Genomic DNA, 16,366 nt, shown 5'->3' with positions numbered 1-16,366 from the left:
TCCGATGACCTCGTCCCTCACCACCGATCCGGAGACGATCGAGACCGTGCCGTCGAACTACATGGGCTTCGTCGGCGTGACGACGGCGTCGTCGTCGATCATGAAGGTGTTCCCGCTCTGGGCCGACATCCTGGGCCTCCCGACCCGCACGCTGATCGGCCACGACCTGCCGATGGATGCCGATCCGGCGCAGTACCGGGCGATGGTCGAGCAGATCCGCGACGACCCGCACCACCGCGGCGCCCTCGTCACCACGCACAAGATGAACGTGTACGCCGCGGCATCCGATCTGTTCGACGAGCTCGATCCGTTCGCGGTGTCGTGCGCCGAGATCTCGAGCATCTCCAAGCGCGGCGCGCTGCTGTCGGGCCGCGCGAAGGATCCGATCACGGTCGACCTGGCGCTGAACGACTTCCTCCCCGCCGACCACTTCGCCCGCACCGGAGCGGAGGTCGTGATCCTCGGAGCCGGCGGCTCGGGCACGGCGCTCAGCTGGGCGCTCGCGGAGCGCGCCGATGCTCCCGCTCGCGTCACGGTGACGGCCCGCTCGCAGGACAAGCTCGACCATCTCCGCGAGGTGCACCGCCAGCACGGCACCCGCGACGGGCTGATCGACTACATCGTCACGGCCACCCCCGACGAGGCCGACGCGGTCGTGGCCGCCGCTCCCCCGGGATCGGTGATCGCGAACGCCACGGGACTCGGCAAGGATCGCCCCGGCTCTCCGCTGACCGACGCGGTCGTGTTCCCCGAGGGCGCGTACGCGTGGGAGTTCAACTACCGCGGCTCGCTCGAGTTCCTGCACCAGGCCCACGCGCAGGAGACCGCCCGGTCGCTGCACGTGGTCGACGGCTGGCGCTACTTCATCCACGGCTGGTCGCAGGTCGTGGCCGACGTGTTCGAGCTCGACCTCACCCCCGAGACCGTCGAGCGGCTCGCCGAGGCGGCGGAGTCGGTGCGCTGATGCCGGTCGTCCGGACGGTGCTCGGCGATGTCGAACCGGCCGCGCTCGGGCGCGTGGACTATCACGAGCATCTGTTCCAGGTGTCGCCTCTGCTGCCGGGTGATGAGCTCGACGACGAGCGCGCGTCGGGCGCGGAAGCGGGGCTGCTGAAGGCGAGCGGCTTCGAGTCGATGGTCGATGCGACCCCGTTCGGCCTCGCCCGCGACCCCGCGGCGCTGGCGCGGATCAGTGCGACGACCGGCCTGCACATCATCGCGACCACCGGTCGGCACCGCGAGGCGCACTACGGAGCGGACCATCCGATGCAGGTCTGGACGGTCGACCGCCTGGCCGCGCTGTTCCGCTCCGACCTCACCCGCGGGATGCCGGATGCCGACACCGCGGTGTTCGAGACGCCGGAGGTCCCACTCGCCGCGACCACCCACGGCGAGCCGGTGCGCGCCGGGCTGCTGAAGGCCGGCATCGACTACTGGCGCATCAGCCCCTTCGAACGCACGAGCCTCCTCGCCGTCGCCGCCGCGCACCGCGAGACCGGTGCGCCGGTGATGGTGCACCTGGAGTTCTGCACCGCAGCCCATGAGGTCCTCGATCTGCTCGCGGCCGAGGGCGTGGCATCCGATCGTGTGGTGCTCGCGCACGCCGACCGCGATCCGGATCCGGGGCTGCACGTCTCCCTCACCGAACGCGGCGCCTACCTCGGGTACGACGGATTCGCGCGACCGCGCACGCGGTCCGATGCCGAGTTGCTGGCGCTGACCGCATCCGTCGTCGAGCGTGGAGCGGGCGATCGTGTGGTGCTCGGCGGAGACGTCGCGCGACGCACCCGCTACCTCGCCTACGGCGGCATGCCGGGCCTCGGCTACCTCGGCGAGCGCTACGTCCCGCGTCTCCGCGCGCTGATCGGCGATGACGCCGTGGACCGGATGCTGATCGCCAACCCCGCGCGCCTGCTCACGCTCTCGGCGTGAGTCGCGGCGCTGCGTCATCTGACAGCTGTTCGGGCGGAGTTCTCCGCGACGGGAGGAGTCTGAGGCTCAGATCCAACTCCCGAACGTGAGATCTCCGCCCGACCAGGCGCCTCAGTTCGCGAGCCGCGGATCCTGCAACGATGTCATCGCCTCGACCAGGCTCTCGTGGATATACTCGAGCTGCGGAGAGGTGAAGCTGGACCAGTCCTCGGCGTCGGCATCGGTCGTTCCGGCGTCCACAGCCGGCGCGGCATCCCAGGCCGCTTCCTGCGGCTCGTGCCGATACACCCACCACAGGTTGCCGGACGGATCGGTGAAGCGCGAGAACGTGTCGCCGAAGAAGTCCGTCGGGCGGGTCACGATGCGCGCACCGAGCGCGACCGCGCGTTCCAGCGTCGCCTCGACGTCGTCGACGTAGACCTGGAGGAAGCCGGGCGTGAACGGCCAGTCCGGCTTGCGATCCGCCACCGTGATCAGGGAGTCTCCGATGCGCAGCTCGGAGTGCAGGATCAGCCCGTCGGTGTCGAGCGTCCGCGCCTCGGGCACGTCGATCGCGCCGAAGACGCGCGTGAGGAAGTCGATGATCCGTGCGGCGTCGTCGGTCATGAGGAAGGGGTTGACGGTGTTGGAGCCGTCAGGTCGCGCGGGGGTGGTGGTCATGGTGCATCCTTTCGTCGATCACATCGTGACATTCGCCGCGGACGGATCCTGTCCTCATTCGCCGGGCGCACGAAGAAGCCCCCCACCCGAAGGTGAGGGGCTCCCGTGGATCCGCCGAGGTCACTCGTAGAGGACTGCGGCGATCTTCGGGTCTTCGATGTTGGTCTTGTCGTACCAGTAGGAACCGGTGTCGTAGAACTCGTCGACCTCCTTGCCGTTGGCCGCGTCGTAGGCGGCCTGCACGACCTGCTCGCCGATGCCGATCGGGTCCTGCGTGATGGCGCCGGCCATGGTGCCGTCCTTGATGGCGTTGATCTGCGCCGCTCCGGAGTCGAAGCCGACGATCGTGATCTTGCCCTTCTCCAGGCCGAGCTCGTTCACGGCGTTCACGACGCCGATGGCCGAGCCCTCGTTGGTGCCGTAGATGCCCTTGAGGTCGGGGTGCGCCGCGATCAGCGTCTTCGCGATGTCGGCCGACTTCAGGTGGTCGCCGTCGCCGTACTGGATGTCGACGATCTCGATGTCGGGGTAGTCGGCCTCGATCTTCTCGACGAAGCCGTCACGACGCTCGACACCGGTCGAGTTGATCTGCGAGTGGCCCACGATCGCGACCTGGCCCTCACCGCCGATCAGCTCGGCCATGTGCTCTGCGGCGAGCGCGCCCGCGACCTTGCTGTCGGTCGCCGACAGGCTGAGCCCGACGTCGCCGTTGCAGGGAGCGTCGAAGTAGACGACAGGGATGTCCTTCGACTTCGCCTGCTCGAGCGGGGCGACACAGGCCTCGGGGTCCAGCGCCGCGTAGGCGATGGCATCCGGGTTCTTGTCGATCGCGGCGGTCAGCATCTCGAGCTGGCCCGCGATCTCGGTCTCAGCCGCGGGGCCTTCGAACGTGATCTTGACGCCGAGCTCTTCCGCCTTCTGCTCCGCGCCCTTCTTCACGGCCTGCCAGAACTGGTGCTGGAAGCCCTTCGAGACGAGGGCGATGTACATCTCGCCGTCGCCTGAGCCACTGCCTCCGCCGCTGCCTTCTTCGATCACGTCTCCGCCGCCGGCGCAGCCGGCGAACACCAGCGCGGATGCTGCCACGAGTGCCGCGAATGCGGTCTTCTTGCCGAATTTCATGGAAACTCCATTGTTCTCTGTGATTGCCGGCCGGGGCCGACGGTGGACTGCGTGGTGCTATTCAGTTGAGTCGGGTCGAACTGCTTCAGGTCCGCTGGCGGTTGCGCAGCGAGTCGAGGAACACGGCCAGCAGCACGACGACGCCGACGACGATGTTCTGCCATTCGGGCTGGATCGACAGGATGCGCAGGCCGTTGACGAGCACGCTCATGATGAGCGCGCCGATCACGGTGCCGAGGATGGATCCGCGGCCGCCGAGCAGCGAGGTGCCGCCGATGATGACCGCGGCGATCGCCTGCAGCTCGTACCCCATGCCGATCTGCGGCTGGGCCGAGTCGAGGCGAGCGGCGATCACGATGCCCGCGATGCCGGTGAAGGCGCCGGCGAACATGTAGATGAGGATCGTCCAGCGACGGGTGTTGACACCCGAGAGACGCGTGGCCTCCTCGTTGGAGCCGATCGCGAAGGTGTAGCGGCCGAGGAGCGTCTTCGACAGCACCAGCCACGCGATGATCGCGACGACGGCCGTGATGAGCACGGCGTTCGGGATGCCGGGGATGATCACGCCGAGCGCGATCTTCTTGAAGTCCGGCGCCGAGGTGGAGAAGTAGATCGGCGAGACGTTGGAGATGACGAGGGCGAGACCGCCCGCGATCATCATCATCGCGAGCGTGGCGATGAACGGAGGAAGCCGGAGGAACGTGATGTTCACGCCGTTCACCAGGCCCATCAGCACACCGGTCAGCACGCCGCCGATCACGCCGACCCAGACCGGGAGGCCCATGTTGGTCACGAACACACCGGTCATCACGGCGCAGAGCGCCATGCCGGTGCCGATCGACAGGTCGATGCCGCCGGTGATGATGACGAACGTCGTGCCGAGGGCGAGGATGCCGATGACCGCGGTCGAGAGGAGGACCGTGGCGATGTTGCTGAAGGTGAAGAAGTTCGGGCTGGCGATCGTGAAGAAGATCACCAGGACGATGAGGGTGCCGAATGCCAGCGACTGCTGGAGCTGGCGCTTCAGGAACGCTCCGACGTCGCGCTTGTCGGTGTTCTCGTTCACCGCCGTCTGGATGACCGTCGTCGTCGACGATCCGGGCTGCTGTGGGGTGCTCATCAGTCTTCCTCCCCGTGGGCTGCGAGTTGCATGATCTTCTCCTGGCTGGCTTCCTCGTTGCGGAGCGTCCCGGTGATGCGACCGTTCGCGAAGACCGCGATGCGGTTCGCGACGCGGAGGATCTCGGGGAGCTCCGATGAGATGACGATGATGGACTTGCCCTGGTCAGCGAGCTGCTGCATGAGGCGGTAGATCTCCTCCTTCGCGCCGACGTCGATCCCTCGGGTCGGCTCGTCGAAGATGAGGATGTCGCAGTCGCGCATCAGCCACCGGGCGATGACGACCTTCTGCTGGTTCCCTCCGGAGAGGAGCTTGACGACCTGGTTGACCGAGGGCGTCTTCACCCGCAGCTGCTGCACGTACTCCTTGGTGCGGTTCTTCGCCTTGCTGTCGCCCATCCAGCCGATGCCGTTGGCGTACGAGCCGAGCGAGGCGAGCACCGTGTTGAACGTGACGTCCTGCTCGAGCATGAGTCCGAGCAGCTTCCGGTCCTCGGAGAGGTAGCCGAGGCCGTGCTTCACGGCATCCGCCGGCTGGCCGATGCGCACCGGACGTCCGCTGATCGAGATCGTGCCGCCGTCGCGGTGGTCGGCGCCGATGACGGCGCGCGCGGTCTCGGTGCGGCCGGCGCCCATGAGCCCGGCGAAGCCGAGGATCTCGCCCTTGTGCAGCTGGAACGACACGTCCTTGAGCAGGTTCCTCGTCGAGAGGCCCTGCACGTCGAGGACGATCGGATCGTTGATGTGCTCGCGCGCCTGGGGCCGGGTGCCCTCGTCGATCACGCGGCCAACCATCATCTCGATGATCGTCGGGATCGTGACGTCGGCCCGGTCGAGTGATCCGATGTATGTGCCGTCGCGCAGCACGGTCACCCGATCGGCGAGTCGGCGGAGCTCGTCCATGCGGTGCGAGATGTAGACGATGCCGGTGCCGCTGGCCTTGAGCTGCTCGATCAGCACGAACAGCGTCTCGACCTCGGTGTCGGTGAGGGCCGATGTCGGCTCGTCCATGATCAGGACCTTGGCGTTGAACGACAGGGCCTTGGCGATCTCGACCATCTGCTGCTCGGCGACCGTCAGCTCGCCGACGAGCTGGCGCGGGTCGAGGCGGATCTCGAGCCGCTTGAGCAGCTCAGCGGTCTGCGTGTTGAGCTTCCTCTCGGAGAGGAAGGGGCCGGAAGTCGGCTCACGGCCTACGAAGATGTTCTGCGCGACAGTCAGATCGGGCATCAGGTTGAGCTCCTGATGGATGATCGTGATGCCGAGCTCCTGGGCCTGCAGCGGGCTGGTGAGCTCGACCTCCTGACCCTCGAACGTGATGGTGCCCTCGTCCTTGGTGTAGATCCCGGAGAGGATCTTCATCAGCGTCGACTTGCCGGCGCCGTTCTCTCCCACCAGCACCAGCACCTCGCCGGCACGCACCTCCAGGTGCACGTCTTTCAGCGCCTGCACACCGGGGAATCCCTTGCTGATCCCCTCCACTCTGAGAATGGGCTCACTCATGTGCTCACCTGCTTCCTTGAAGGTCATGTTGCGAGTCCGGCGATGCGGGCCGCAGTAAACATCGGATCAATTCTGCGGCCTGCGCCTCTTCCGCGCAAGTTGTATCTGAATGTATCTAACGAAGCACGGATGGGGAAGGCCTGTAATAACATCTTGATCTTCCCGCCGCCGGATCCGGCTGCCCGCCTCAGTGCAGGCGGATCGATTCGACCGCCACGAGCTTGTCGCGGATGTACGCGTTGGCGTGGGCGCCCAGTTCGTCGTTGTCGGTCCAGAGGTTCCGCCAGATGCCCAGCATCCGGCTGAGATCAGGAGCGACCACGGCCGACGAGAACGACTCGAAGACGATCGGACCGTCGTACCCGATGCGGCCGAGCGCCTTGAAGAAGGTGTCGAAGTCGACCGTCCCGGTGCCGAGGTAGCCCCGATGGCTCTCGCCGATGTGCACGTAGCGCAGGGCAGGAGCGGCGTCGAGGACCGGCGCGAACATATCCGACTCCTCGATGTTCATGTGGTACGTGTCGAGGTGGATCCCGACATTGGGCCGGTCGACCTCCGCCAGGTAGCCGAGCGCCTGACGTGCCGTGTTCAGCACGTTGGTCTCGTAGCGGTTGACCACCTCGAGCGACACCGACACCCCGCGCTCGGCGGCGTGGTCGGCGACCCGCGCGATGGCGGCGCGACTGCTCGCGAGTCCTTCGGGCGTCACGGGCTCCATGTACTTCTTCATGGCGCTGTAGATCACCCCGCAGAAGTGCTCGCCGCCCAGCTCGGCGAGCACGTCGACCGCGCGGATCAGCAGCGCCTCGCCCGCCGCGACGATCGCGGGGTCGGAGCTCGTGACGTCCGTCGCCTCGGACAGCCCGAGCGATGCGCTCACCGCGAGGTCGTGCTCCTCGAGCGCGTCCTTCGCGGCCGCCACGTCGAACGAGAACGGATCCATGAGGGGGAACTCGATGAGATCGAATCCCGCCGCTTTCGTCTTCTCCACAGCGAGACGGATGCCGTCGGCATCGAAGTTCCCGGTCCAGACGAGCCCGTGGCAGCCGATGTTCATGAGGCCTCTCGCAGGCGGGTGTCCGGCACCGTCGCCTCGCCGGTTGGCACGTGCCAATCCCGGCGTTCGAGTCACGCTACGGCGGTGGCGCAGCGAAGTCAAGACATTTCTTGGCACGTGCCAACTCCTCCGCTACGCTGAGGGTCGCCGCCCCGCCCGCTGCCGTGATCGGGGCACGACAACGAGGAGTATCCATGCCCGCGAGCGTCAAGGACGTCGCCGCTCTCGCCGGGGTCTCATCCTCCACGGTCTCGAACTACCTCAATCACCCGCACGTGCTCGGCGCGTCGAGCCGGGAGCGCGTCCGGGACGCGATCGAGCAGCTCGGGTTCGTGCCCAACGAGTCGGCGCGGCAGCTGCGCGCAGGGTCGAGCAAGGCGCTCGCGCTGATCCTGCTCGACGCGTGGCTGCCCTACTTCAACGAGCTGTCCCGCGGGGTCGAGGACGTGACCCGCGAGGGCGGCTGGTCGCTCTTCTTCAGCAACAGCAACCGCGACGGCGCGCAGGAGCGCCGCAACATCGACATGTTCGAGGCGCACCGGGTGCAGGGCATCGTGATCTATCCGCTCGGCGATGTCGTGCCGCGTCTGGAGCTCCTGGCCGAACGGGGCATCCGCTCGGTGGTCGTCGGCCCCATCCGCTCATCCGACACCGTCGCGTCCGTGCTCTTCGACGATCGAGGCGGGGGCAGGCTCGCGGGCGAGCATCTGCTTTCGCTCGGCCGCAGCCGCATCCTCTTCCTCGGGAATCCCGCGGTCAGCCAGTCGAACGACCGCCTGGCCGGCCTCCAGGACGCGGTCGCGGGCACCGCTGCGACCATCACGGTCGTCGACGTGCCGCATCTCGCGACCGAAGACGGGTTGCGGGCCGCCGAGCAGCTCATCGCCCTCCCTGCCGCCGAGCGCCCGGATGCCGTCTTCGCCGCGAACGACATGGTGGCGCTGGGTGTGCTCACGCAGCTGCTGCGGCGCGGCATCCGCGTTCCCGAGGAGATCGCGCTCGTCGGTTTCGACGACGTCGATCAGGCGCACCAGGGGGTCGTGCCGCTGACGAGCGTGCGGCAGCCGGGCTACGAGATCGGCCGTGCGGCAGGCGCAGCGCTGCTCCAGCAGCTGGCCGACCCCGGCGCTCCGCCACCCGCCACGACCCCGTTCCCCGCCGAACTCATCGTGCGCGAGTCGACGATCGGACGCTGAGGCGGTCTCGTCTCGCTGCGTCGGCGTTCACGATTCAGCAAATCCGTCGTGTTCCCTGAGGATTCGGACGCGATCCGGGCGATCTCCGTACGTTCTTGCTGAGATGTGAACACGCGGCGTGCACCGCCCGCGCTCACGCCGGGATGAGGCCGTCGGCCGCCAGGTTCTCCCAGAGCTCCTCGGGGATCGGCCGGGCCGCATACTCCGCGTTCTGGCGCAGCTGCTCGGGGCGACTCCCGCCCACGACCACCGAGCGCACGCCCGACGCCTGCAGCGGGAACTGCACGGCGGCTGCAGGCAGCGGCACGTCGTGGTCGGCGCAGACCGCGGCGATCCGCAGCAGCCGCTCCCACAGCTCGTCCGGCAGCTGTCCGTACTCGTAGCGCCCGTCGCGGCGCGGCTCGCTCGAGGCGAGCAGGCCGGAGTTGAAGACGGATGCCGCGACGATCCCGGTCCCCCGCTCCCGACAGGCCGGGAGCACGTCGACGGCGGCGGGCTGCTCGAGCAGCGTGTACCGACCGGCGATCATGATCAGGTCGAGGTCGGCGCTGCGGACGGCGGCGGCCAGTGCATCCGAGACCATCGATCCGATGCCGATCGCCGCGACCTCACCCTCGGCACGCAGCTGCTCGAGGGCGGGGAAGGCCTCGGCGAGCGCGAGATCCAGGTCGTTGCGCTCCGGGTCGTGCAGGTAGAGCAGGTCGATGCGCTCGATGCCGAGGCGTTCGCGCGATTCGTCGAGGCTCCGACGGATGCCCTCTGCCGAGAAGTCCCACACCCGCTGCAGGTCGTCGGGCACGTGGAAGTCGTTCGCCGTGTCGAGGCCGCCGGAGAACTCGGGGTTCGGGCGCAGCAGCCGCCCGGCCTTCGTCGACAGCACGTACTCGTCGCGCGGCTTCGTCTGGAGGAACGCGCCGAGGCGACGCTCGGACAGGCCGAGTCCGTAGTGCGGCGCGGTGTCGTAGTACCGGATGCCGCTCTCCCACGCGGCATCCAGCACGGCCCACGCATCGTCGTCGGAGAGCGCGCGGAACAGGTTCCCGACGTTCGCGGCGCCGTAGCCGAGGGCGGGGATGTCGGTGAGGGCGTGCCCGCGCTCCCCGGTGTCCGCCGACGTGGAAACCCGCCGCTCAGGCCCCGACATGCGCACCCGTCCAGGTGTAGGTCGCGATGCTGTCGGCCTTCATCTCCATGCCGGCACCGGGAGCGGTCGGCGCCATGTACGAACCGCCCTGGATGTCGGTCGGCACCACGAAGTGCTCGTGCAGGTGATCGACGAACTCGATCATGCGGCCCTCGCGCGTGCCCGTGACGGCCACGAAGTCGAACATCGACAGGTGCTGCACGGCCTCGCAGAGGCCCACGCCGCCGGCATGCGGGCAGACCGGCACCCCGAACTTCGCGGCGAGGAGAAGGTTGGCGATGTTCTCGTTCACGCCGGCGACCCGCACCGCGTCGATCTGCATGACCGAGATCGCCTCGGCCTGCAGCAGCTGCTTGAAGATCACGCGGTTCTGCGCGTGCTCGCCGGTCGCGACGCGGATGGGCGCCACCCCCCGCGCGATCTCGGCGTGACCGAGCACGTCGTCGGGGCTGGTCGGCTCCTCGATCCAGGCCGGGTGGAACTCGGCGAGCGCGTTCACCCACTCGATCGCCTCGGACACCTCCCAGCGCTGGTTCGCGTCGATCGCGATCGGGAAGTCGGGTCCGCACACCTCGCGCGCCTTGCGGAACCGGCGGATGTCGTCGTCGAGGTCGGCGCCGACCTTGAGCTTGATCTGGGTGAAGCCGTCGGCCATGGCCTCACGGGCCAGGCGCTCGAGCTTCTCGTCGGAGTAGCCGAGCCAGCCGGGGCTCGTGGTGTAGCCCGGATAGCCGGTGGCGAGCAGCTGCTGCTCCCGCTCGGCGCGACCGGGCTCGGCGGCGCGCAGGATCTCGAGCGCGTCCTCGCGGGTGAGGGCGTTGGTGAGGTAGCGGAAGTCGACGAGGTCGACGAGCTCCTCGGGCGTCATCCTTGCCAGCAGCTGCCAGAGCGGGAGCCCGGCGCGCTTGGCCTTGATGTCCCACAGCGCGTTGATGACCGCGCCGATCGCCATGTGCATGACCCCCTTCTCGGGGCCGAGCCAGCGCAGCTGCGAGTCGCCGATGATCGCGCGGAACGTGCCGCCCATGTCATCGAGGAGCGGCTCGAGCTCGCGCCCGACCAGGTGTCCGGCGAGCGCATCGATCGCCGCGACCTGCACGTCGTTGCCGCGGCCGATCGTGAACACGAAGGCGTGACCCTCGATGTCGTCGTCGGCATCCGTCCGCACGATCACGTAGGCAGCCGAGTAGTCGGGGTCGGGATTCATCGCATCCGAGCCGTCGAGGCTGAGCGACGTGGGGAAGCGGATGTCGGTGGTGTCGAGGGCGACGATGCGGCTCACAGGGTTTCCTCTCCATGCGCGAGCGGTTTTCTTCGCGCGGATCTCTTGGAGTGTAAACATCGGATGTCTATACTGTCAACGAGACCGGCCGCACCGACGCGGCCCACCGACCGATCAGGAGAATCATGAAGTTCGCGCGGCTTGGCGCCCCAGGGAGCGAGATCCCCGTCCTCGTGGAGGGCGACCGCTACCTCGACCTCCGTCCCGTGACATCCGATGTGAACGGTGATTTCCTCGCCGGCGACTTCCGCGCCCGCGTCGCCGCGGCGCGTGATGCCGGTGAGCTCCCCGAGCTGACGGATGCCGCGTCCCTCCGCATCGGCGCCCCGATCGCCCGGCCCAGCGCCGTGATCTGCGTCGGCATGAATTACGCCGCCCACGCGGCCGAGTCGGGCTCGCAGCCGCCGACCATCCCGATCATCTTCCTGAAGACCCCGAACACCGTGGTCGGCCCGAACGACACCGTCACGATCCCCCGCGGCAGCGAGAAGACCGACTGGGAGGTCGAGCTCGGCATCGTCATCGGCGCCCGCACCGCCTATCTCGACTCCCCCGAGGAGTCGATGGCGCACGTCGCCGGCTTCGTGACGGCGAACGACGTCTCCGAGCGCTCGTTCCAGATCGAGGTGTCCGGCGGCCAGTGGTCGAAGGGCAAGATCGCTCCGGGCTTCAACCCGACCGGTCCGTGGCTGGTCACCCCCGACGAGGTCGATCACCATGCCCTCGGACTGCGCAGCTTCGTCAACGGCGAGCCGCGCCAGGATTCGAACACCAGCGACATGATCTTCTCGGTCGAGCACATCGTGCACCACCTGTCGCAGTACGTGACCCTCGAGCCGGGCGACCTGATCCTCACCGGCACCCCGCAGGGCGTCGCGCTCTCAGGCAACTTCCCGTACCTCGCCGCCGGCGACGTCGTCGAGATCGAGATCGACGGCCTGGGCCGACAGCGTCAGGAGTTCGTGGCATGGGAGGCGCAGAAGTGACCCTTCGACAGGCTCAGGGACCCACCGCACTGGACGGACTGGTCGCGATCGTCACCGGCGGAGCATCCGGCATCGGCGCGGCGATCGCGCAGCGCCTGCACGCCGACGGGGCGCAGATCGCCGTGCTCGATCGCGACACCTCCGCCGCAGATCCTGCCTTCGCGGCCTTCACGGCCGACGTGTCGGATCGCGCGAGCGTCGACGCGGCGGTCGCCGCGGTCGCCGAGCAGTTCGGCCGCATCGACATCGTGGTGAACAACGCCGGGATCGGCGCGACGGGCGACATCACCGCGAACGACGACGACGAGTGGGCCCGCGTGCTGTCGATCAACGTCACCGGCATCGCCCGCGTGACCTCGGCCGCGCTCCCCTGGCTGCGGAAGTCGCCGTCGGCGGCGGTCTGCAACACGGCATCCATCGCCTCGACGACCGGCCTGCAGCAGCGCGCGCTCTACACCGCGTCGAAGGGTGCGGTCGCCGCGCTCACCCGCGCCATGGCTGCAGATCATCTGCGCGAGGGCATCCGCGTGAACGCCGTCAACCCCGGCACCGCCGACACCCCGTGGGTCAGTCGGCTGCTGGACTCGGCATCCGACCCCGCCGCCGAGCGCGCGGCTCTCGAGGCGCGGCAGCCGCACGGCCGACTGGTGAGCGCCGACGAGGTCGCCGCAGCCGTCGCCTACCTGGTCGGCCCGTCCGCCGGTTCGACGACCGGCACGGCGATCGAGGTCGACGGCGGCATGGCGCAGCTGCGTCTGCGCACCGAGTAGCCCCGGTCAGCGTTCCGGTCGCGAAAAGGCACCGATCCCGAGCGGGGATCGGTGCCTTTCTGCGACGGGAGCTTCCTACTCCCCGCGCAGCCAGCCGAGGATGCCGCGGCGCGGAGACTCCGGCGCCTCCGGCTGCCGCGCGTCCCCCACCCCGTAGAAGCGCTCGGCATTGGACCAGAGGATCGCGTCGACGTCGTGGCCGCGCGCCTCGGCCCAGGCCACGACGACCTCGAGCCAGCGTGTGCGCGCGGTCGCCTGGTAGGTCGCGGAGCCGTCTTCCGGGGCATGCGGGTCGCCCGACTCCGCCGGTCCGATCGCCGAGACGGGCCAGTCGCTGCCCCACATCAGACGCTCCTCGCCGAACGCGTCGGCGGCGACGTCCAGGAACGGCTCGAGCTGCTCTCTGCTCCAGTTCCCCGCCGACTCCGCCGGCAGGCCCGACAGCTTGCAGAAGACGTTCGGATGCCGTGCCAGCTCGTCGAGATCGCGCACCCACTCCACCGACGGCGTCCGCGGTGCATCCGCCGTGCCGACCTCGGGCTTGCCGAGGTGGTCGAGCACCATGCGCAGCTCCGGGATCGCACCGGCGAGACGGGCGATGTCGGGCAGCTGGTTCGCGCGGACGCAGGCGTCGAAGGTCCATCCGCGCGCCGCGACCTCGCGCGCTCCCGTCACGAACGCCGTCGACACCGCGAGGCCGTCCGGCTCGTTCTGCAGGTTGTGCCGCACGCCGACCACGAGCGTCTGCGCGGCGAGCTCGTCGAGGTGCGTGGTCGTGTCGACTCCGTGGTCGAGGCGCACGCCCGCCACGATGCCGATCACCCCGACGCGCTCGGCGAGGCTCTCGACCCAGCGCACCTCGTCGAGGAAGCGGTCGTCGGCGGTCTCGGCCTGCACGAACACCGCCTTCTCGTCCGCCGCGGCGCCCAGCCGCGCGTGCTCCAGCTCGATCTCGGCGAACCGGAAATCGTACGGCCCCTCGAGCCAGGTGTACTCGAGCAGCTCCGGATCCCACAGGTGCAGATGTGAATCGATGACGCGCATGCCCCCATCCTGCCCCAGACATCCGATCAATCGCTAGGATGACGCCATGGCTGTCACGGATGAGGCGATCGAGAAGATCAAGGCGATGATCGTGTCGGGCGAGCTGTCCCCCGGCGATCGACTCCCTCCCGAGAAGGAGCTGTCCGAACGCCTCGGCCTGTCCCGCAACTCGATGCGCGAGGCGGTCAAGGCACTCGAGGTCATCCGCGTGCTCGATGTGCGCCGCGGCGACGGCACCTATGTGACGAGCCTCGAACCGCATCTCCTGCTCGAGGCCATCTCGTTCGTCGTCGACATGCACGACGACGACTCGATGCTCGAGATCTTCGCGGTGCGGCGGATGCTGGAGTCGCAGGCGACCGGCCTCGCCGCGAACCTGGGCACCGACGAGGCGATCGCCGAGCTGGCGGCCGAGATCGACGGGATCGACGCCTCCGTGACGATCGAGGAGCTGGTGGAGCACGACATCCGCTTCCACCGCGACATCGTCCGGATGGCGGGCAACGCGTACCTCGCGAGCCTGATCGACCACCTCAGCAGCCAGACCGTGCGCGCGCGCGTGTGGCGCGGTCTCACCGAGGGCGGCGCGGTCGAGCGCACGCTCTCCGAGCACCGCGCGATCGCCGAGGCCATCGCGCAGCACGATTCCGCTCTCGCGACCTCGCTGACCACGGCGCACATCGCCGGCGTCGAACGGTGGCTGCGCCAGGCGGCATCCGCCTGATCCCGACGCGCAGCGTGCGCAGAAGCTGCAGCCCGAATCGACCCGGGTCAGGCCCCGAGTCGCTCCATGGCCGCGTCGAACTCCACAGCCGAGCTGTCGCTCACGTCATGGAGGAGCATCCGCTCGATCACGTCCGGGGCGGCGGTGAAGTAGGGCACGCCCAGCATCCGCAGACCGACGATGTCCTCCGGCGAGCGCAGCGACGCCGCCAGAACATCGGTGCCGCTGCCGACGCAGACCTCCTGCATGCGGGCGATGACGTCTTCTGCGCCGGGCCCGGAGAAGCCGGTCTCGGCGGCGGCATCCCGCATCCGTCCGAGGTACGGGGCGATGTACCGCACGCCGATGCTCGCGGCCACGAGTGCCTGCGCCACGGAGTACACGGCCGTCACGAGCACGGTCGCGCCGTCGCGGACGAGAGCGGATGCCGCGGCGAAGCCGTCGGCCGTGGCCGGCACCTTCACGACCACGCGGTCGCCCAGAGCGCGGATGCCCTCGGCGTTTCGCAGGAAGGACGCCGTGTCACCTCCCCACGTCTGGAAGAAGATCTCCTGCGCACCCTCGCCCGCCCACCGCGCATACAGCTCCGGGATGTCCGCGGCCGTCCTGTCGCCGCGCTCGAGGATGGTCGGATTGGTCGTCACGCCGTGCACGACGCCGGCGGCGAGCAGCCGGGAGACGCGGTCGACGTCGGCGCTGTCGACGTAGAGGCGGGGGGCGATCGCAGTCATCGGAGCTCCAGACAGAGGAACCTGTCGTTACAGGTTCGGATTCGGCTAATGTAATGACAGCCGCCGACGTCTGTCAAAGACGCCGACGCGGCCGAGCGTGCTGTCGAAGAGGATCAGGAGCGAGATGTCCCCCGCACTTCCCGGCGATCGCTCCGGCGTCGTCATCGTCGGCAGCGTGACCGCCGATGTGACCACCTTCTCACGGCGCCTCCCCGCCCGGGGCGAGACGATCCTCGGCGACGAGTTCACGCTCATGCTCGGCGGCAAGGGCGCCAACCAGGCGGTCGCCGCCGGGCGCTCCGGCGCCCGCACCAGCTTCGTGGGCTGCGTCGGCGACGACCTGTTCCACGACCTCGTCGTCGACGGACTCGGCGACGCGGGAGTCGACCTCACGCACCTGCGCACGGTCCCGGGCCCGACCGGCATCGCGCACATCCGCGTCGACGCCTCCGCGCAGAACGACATCGTGATGGTCCCGCTCGCCAACGCCGCCCTGAGCACCGAGCAGATCGACGCCGCGCTCGGTGCGCTGGCGTCGACGACATCCGTCCTCCTGACCCAGCTCGAGACGCCGTCCGCGCTCACCGCCCACATCACGGCACGCGGGCGCGAGCACGGGATGACCGTGATCCTCGATCCGGCGCCCGCTGCCGAGCTCCCGGCCGAGATCTGGCGGAGCGTCGACATCGTCACCCCCAACGAGACCGAGGCCTCGCTGATCAGCGGGATCGAGGTGACGGATGCCGCGTCGGCGGAGCGCGCCGGCCTCTGGTTCCTCCAGCAGGGCGTGGGCGCCGCGGTCATCACGCTCGCGGGGCAGGGGTCCTGCGTCGTGACGGCGGACGGCGCGACGATCGTCCCGCCGTTCCCGGTCGAGGCGGTCGACACGACCGCGGCCGGCGACGCCTACGCCGGCTACCTCGGCGCCGCCCTCGCGAACGGCAGCACGCTGAGCGAAGCCGTGCGCCTGGCCACGGCGGCCGGAGCGCTGACCGTGACCACGCAGGGCGCGTCGCCGAGCCTGCCGCACCGTGCCGATGTCGATGCCTTCCTCGAGGCGCGGGAATCCGCGACCGCGACGAACTGAGGAGAACCC

Annotated in this window: 16 protein-coding genes; 7 read left to right on the top strand and 9 right to left on the bottom strand. The window is 69.0% G+C overall.

Annotated features, from left to right (window positions below; all coding sequences use genetic code 11):
• The first annotated feature begins 4 nt into the window (after nucleotides 1–4).
• Nucleotides 5–964: a shikimate dehydrogenase gene (locus LBN7_RS12475; protein ID WP_341947433.1), complete on the top strand. Its 960-nt coding sequence runs from the start codon at nucleotides 5–7 to the stop codon at nucleotides 962–964.
• Nucleotides 964–1,932 carry an aryldialkylphosphatase gene (locus LBN7_RS12470; RefSeq protein WP_341947432.1) on the top strand — a complete coding sequence of 323 codons (969 nt, stop codon included), beginning with the start codon at nucleotides 964–966 and terminating at the stop codon, nucleotides 1,930–1,932. The genes LBN7_RS12475 and LBN7_RS12470 overlap by 1 nt, the downstream gene beginning before the upstream one ends.
• A 111-nt stretch (nucleotides 1,933–2,043) precedes the next feature.
• Here the strand turns inward: LBN7_RS12470 and LBN7_RS12465 are convergent, their stop codons facing one another.
• The 5 genes from LBN7_RS12465 to LBN7_RS12445 form a co-directional block, all read right to left on the bottom strand.
• Entirely contained in the window at nucleotides 2,044–2,592 is a 549-nt protein-coding gene (locus LBN7_RS12465; protein WP_407359808.1) for a VOC family protein, read from the bottom strand.
• A gap of 120 nt (nucleotides 2,593–2,712) precedes the next feature.
• A complete protein-coding gene (locus LBN7_RS12460) occupies nucleotides 2,713–3,714 on the bottom strand; it encodes an ABC transporter substrate-binding protein (protein ID WP_116633858.1) in 1,002 nt (333 codons plus the stop codon).
• An 85-nt stretch (nucleotides 3,715–3,799) separates the two neighbouring features.
• On the bottom strand, nucleotides 3,800–4,834 hold the full coding sequence (locus LBN7_RS12455) for an ABC transporter permease (RefSeq protein WP_207769886.1): 1,035 nt from the start codon (nucleotides 4,832–4,834) through the stop codon (nucleotides 3,800–3,802).
• Nucleotides 4,834–6,336, bottom strand: coding sequence for a sugar ABC transporter ATP-binding protein (locus tag LBN7_RS12450; protein ID WP_341947429.1), 1,503 nt, complete (start codon nucleotides 6,334–6,336; stop codon nucleotides 4,834–4,836). The genes LBN7_RS12455 and LBN7_RS12450 overlap by 1 nt, the downstream gene beginning before the upstream one ends.
• Nucleotides 6,337–6,523: 187 nt before the next feature.
• Entirely contained in the window at nucleotides 6,524–7,393 is an 870-nt protein-coding gene (locus LBN7_RS12445) for a sugar phosphate isomerase/epimerase (protein WP_116633856.1), read from the bottom strand.
• 194 nt (nucleotides 7,394–7,587) lie between these two features.
• On the opposite strand from LBN7_RS12445, the gene LBN7_RS12440 reads away from it, so the two are divergent.
• Complete coding sequence (locus tag LBN7_RS12440; RefSeq protein WP_407359807.1) at nucleotides 7,588–8,589, top strand: LacI family DNA-binding transcriptional regulator; 1,002 nt, start codon at nucleotides 7,588–7,590, stop codon at nucleotides 8,587–8,589.
• Nucleotides 8,590–8,722: 133 nt separating this feature from the next.
• On the opposite strand, the gene LBN7_RS12435 is transcribed toward LBN7_RS12440, so the two are convergent.
• Both LBN7_RS12435 and LBN7_RS12430 read right to left on the bottom strand, forming a co-directional pair.
• The gene (locus tag LBN7_RS12435; RefSeq protein ID WP_341947426.1) at nucleotides 8,723–9,733 is read right to left on the bottom strand and encodes an aldo/keto reductase; all 1,011 of its coding nucleotides are present in this window, start codon (nucleotides 9,731–9,733) and stop codon (nucleotides 8,723–8,725) included.
• Entirely contained in the window at nucleotides 9,720–11,015 is a 1,296-nt protein-coding gene (locus LBN7_RS12430) for an L-fuconate dehydratase (protein ID WP_116633854.1), read from the bottom strand. The genes LBN7_RS12435 and LBN7_RS12430 overlap by 14 nt, the downstream gene beginning before the upstream one ends.
• A gap of 125 nt (nucleotides 11,016–11,140) precedes the next feature.
• Here LBN7_RS12430 and LBN7_RS12425 point away from each other — a divergent pair, with 125 nt between their 5' ends.
• Nucleotides 11,141–12,001 carry a fumarylacetoacetate hydrolase family protein gene (locus LBN7_RS12425; RefSeq protein ID WP_407359806.1) on the top strand — a complete coding sequence of 287 codons (861 nt, stop codon included), beginning with the start codon at nucleotides 11,141–11,143 and terminating at the stop codon, nucleotides 11,999–12,001.
• On the top strand, nucleotides 11,998–12,771 hold the full coding sequence (locus tag LBN7_RS12420) for an SDR family NAD(P)-dependent oxidoreductase (RefSeq protein ID WP_407359805.1): 774 nt from the start codon (nucleotides 11,998–12,000) through the stop codon (nucleotides 12,769–12,771). The genes LBN7_RS12425 and LBN7_RS12420 overlap by 4 nt, the downstream gene beginning before the upstream one ends.
• Nucleotides 12,772–12,846: 75 nt before the next feature.
• Here the strand turns inward: LBN7_RS12420 and LBN7_RS12415 are convergent, their stop codons facing one another.
• Complete coding sequence (locus LBN7_RS12415) at nucleotides 12,847–13,815, bottom strand: amidohydrolase (RefSeq protein ID WP_116633851.1); 969 nt, start codon at nucleotides 13,813–13,815, stop codon at nucleotides 12,847–12,849.
• A gap of 46 nt (nucleotides 13,816–13,861) precedes the next feature.
• On the opposite strand from LBN7_RS12415, the gene LBN7_RS12410 reads away from it, so the two are divergent.
• Nucleotides 13,862–14,539 (top strand): FadR/GntR family transcriptional regulator, encoded by a 678-nt coding sequence (locus LBN7_RS12410; RefSeq protein ID WP_407359804.1) that lies wholly within the window; start codon nucleotides 13,862–13,864, stop codon nucleotides 14,537–14,539.
• A gap of 47 nt (nucleotides 14,540–14,586) precedes the next feature.
• On the opposite strand, the gene LBN7_RS12405 is transcribed toward LBN7_RS12410, so the two are convergent.
• Entirely contained in the window at nucleotides 14,587–15,270 is a 684-nt protein-coding gene (locus tag LBN7_RS12405; protein WP_407359803.1) for a transaldolase family protein, read from the bottom strand.
• A 124-nt stretch (nucleotides 15,271–15,394) separates the two neighbouring features.
• Between LBN7_RS12405 and LBN7_RS12400 the strand changes: the two genes are divergently transcribed.
• Nucleotides 15,395–16,357 carry a ribokinase gene (locus tag LBN7_RS12400; RefSeq protein ID WP_407359802.1) on the top strand — a complete coding sequence of 321 codons (963 nt, stop codon included), beginning with the start codon at nucleotides 15,395–15,397 and terminating at the stop codon, nucleotides 16,355–16,357.
• The last annotated feature ends 9 nt before the right edge of the window (nucleotides 16,358–16,366 follow it).

The sequence above is a fragment of the Microbacterium sp. LBN7 genome (assembly GCF_045690345.1).
Lineage (GTDB): Bacteria > Actinomycetota > Actinomycetes > Actinomycetales > Microbacteriaceae > Microbacterium.
Note: the sequence above shows the minus strand (reverse complement) of the source record. Positions and strands in the feature narration are given on the sequence as shown.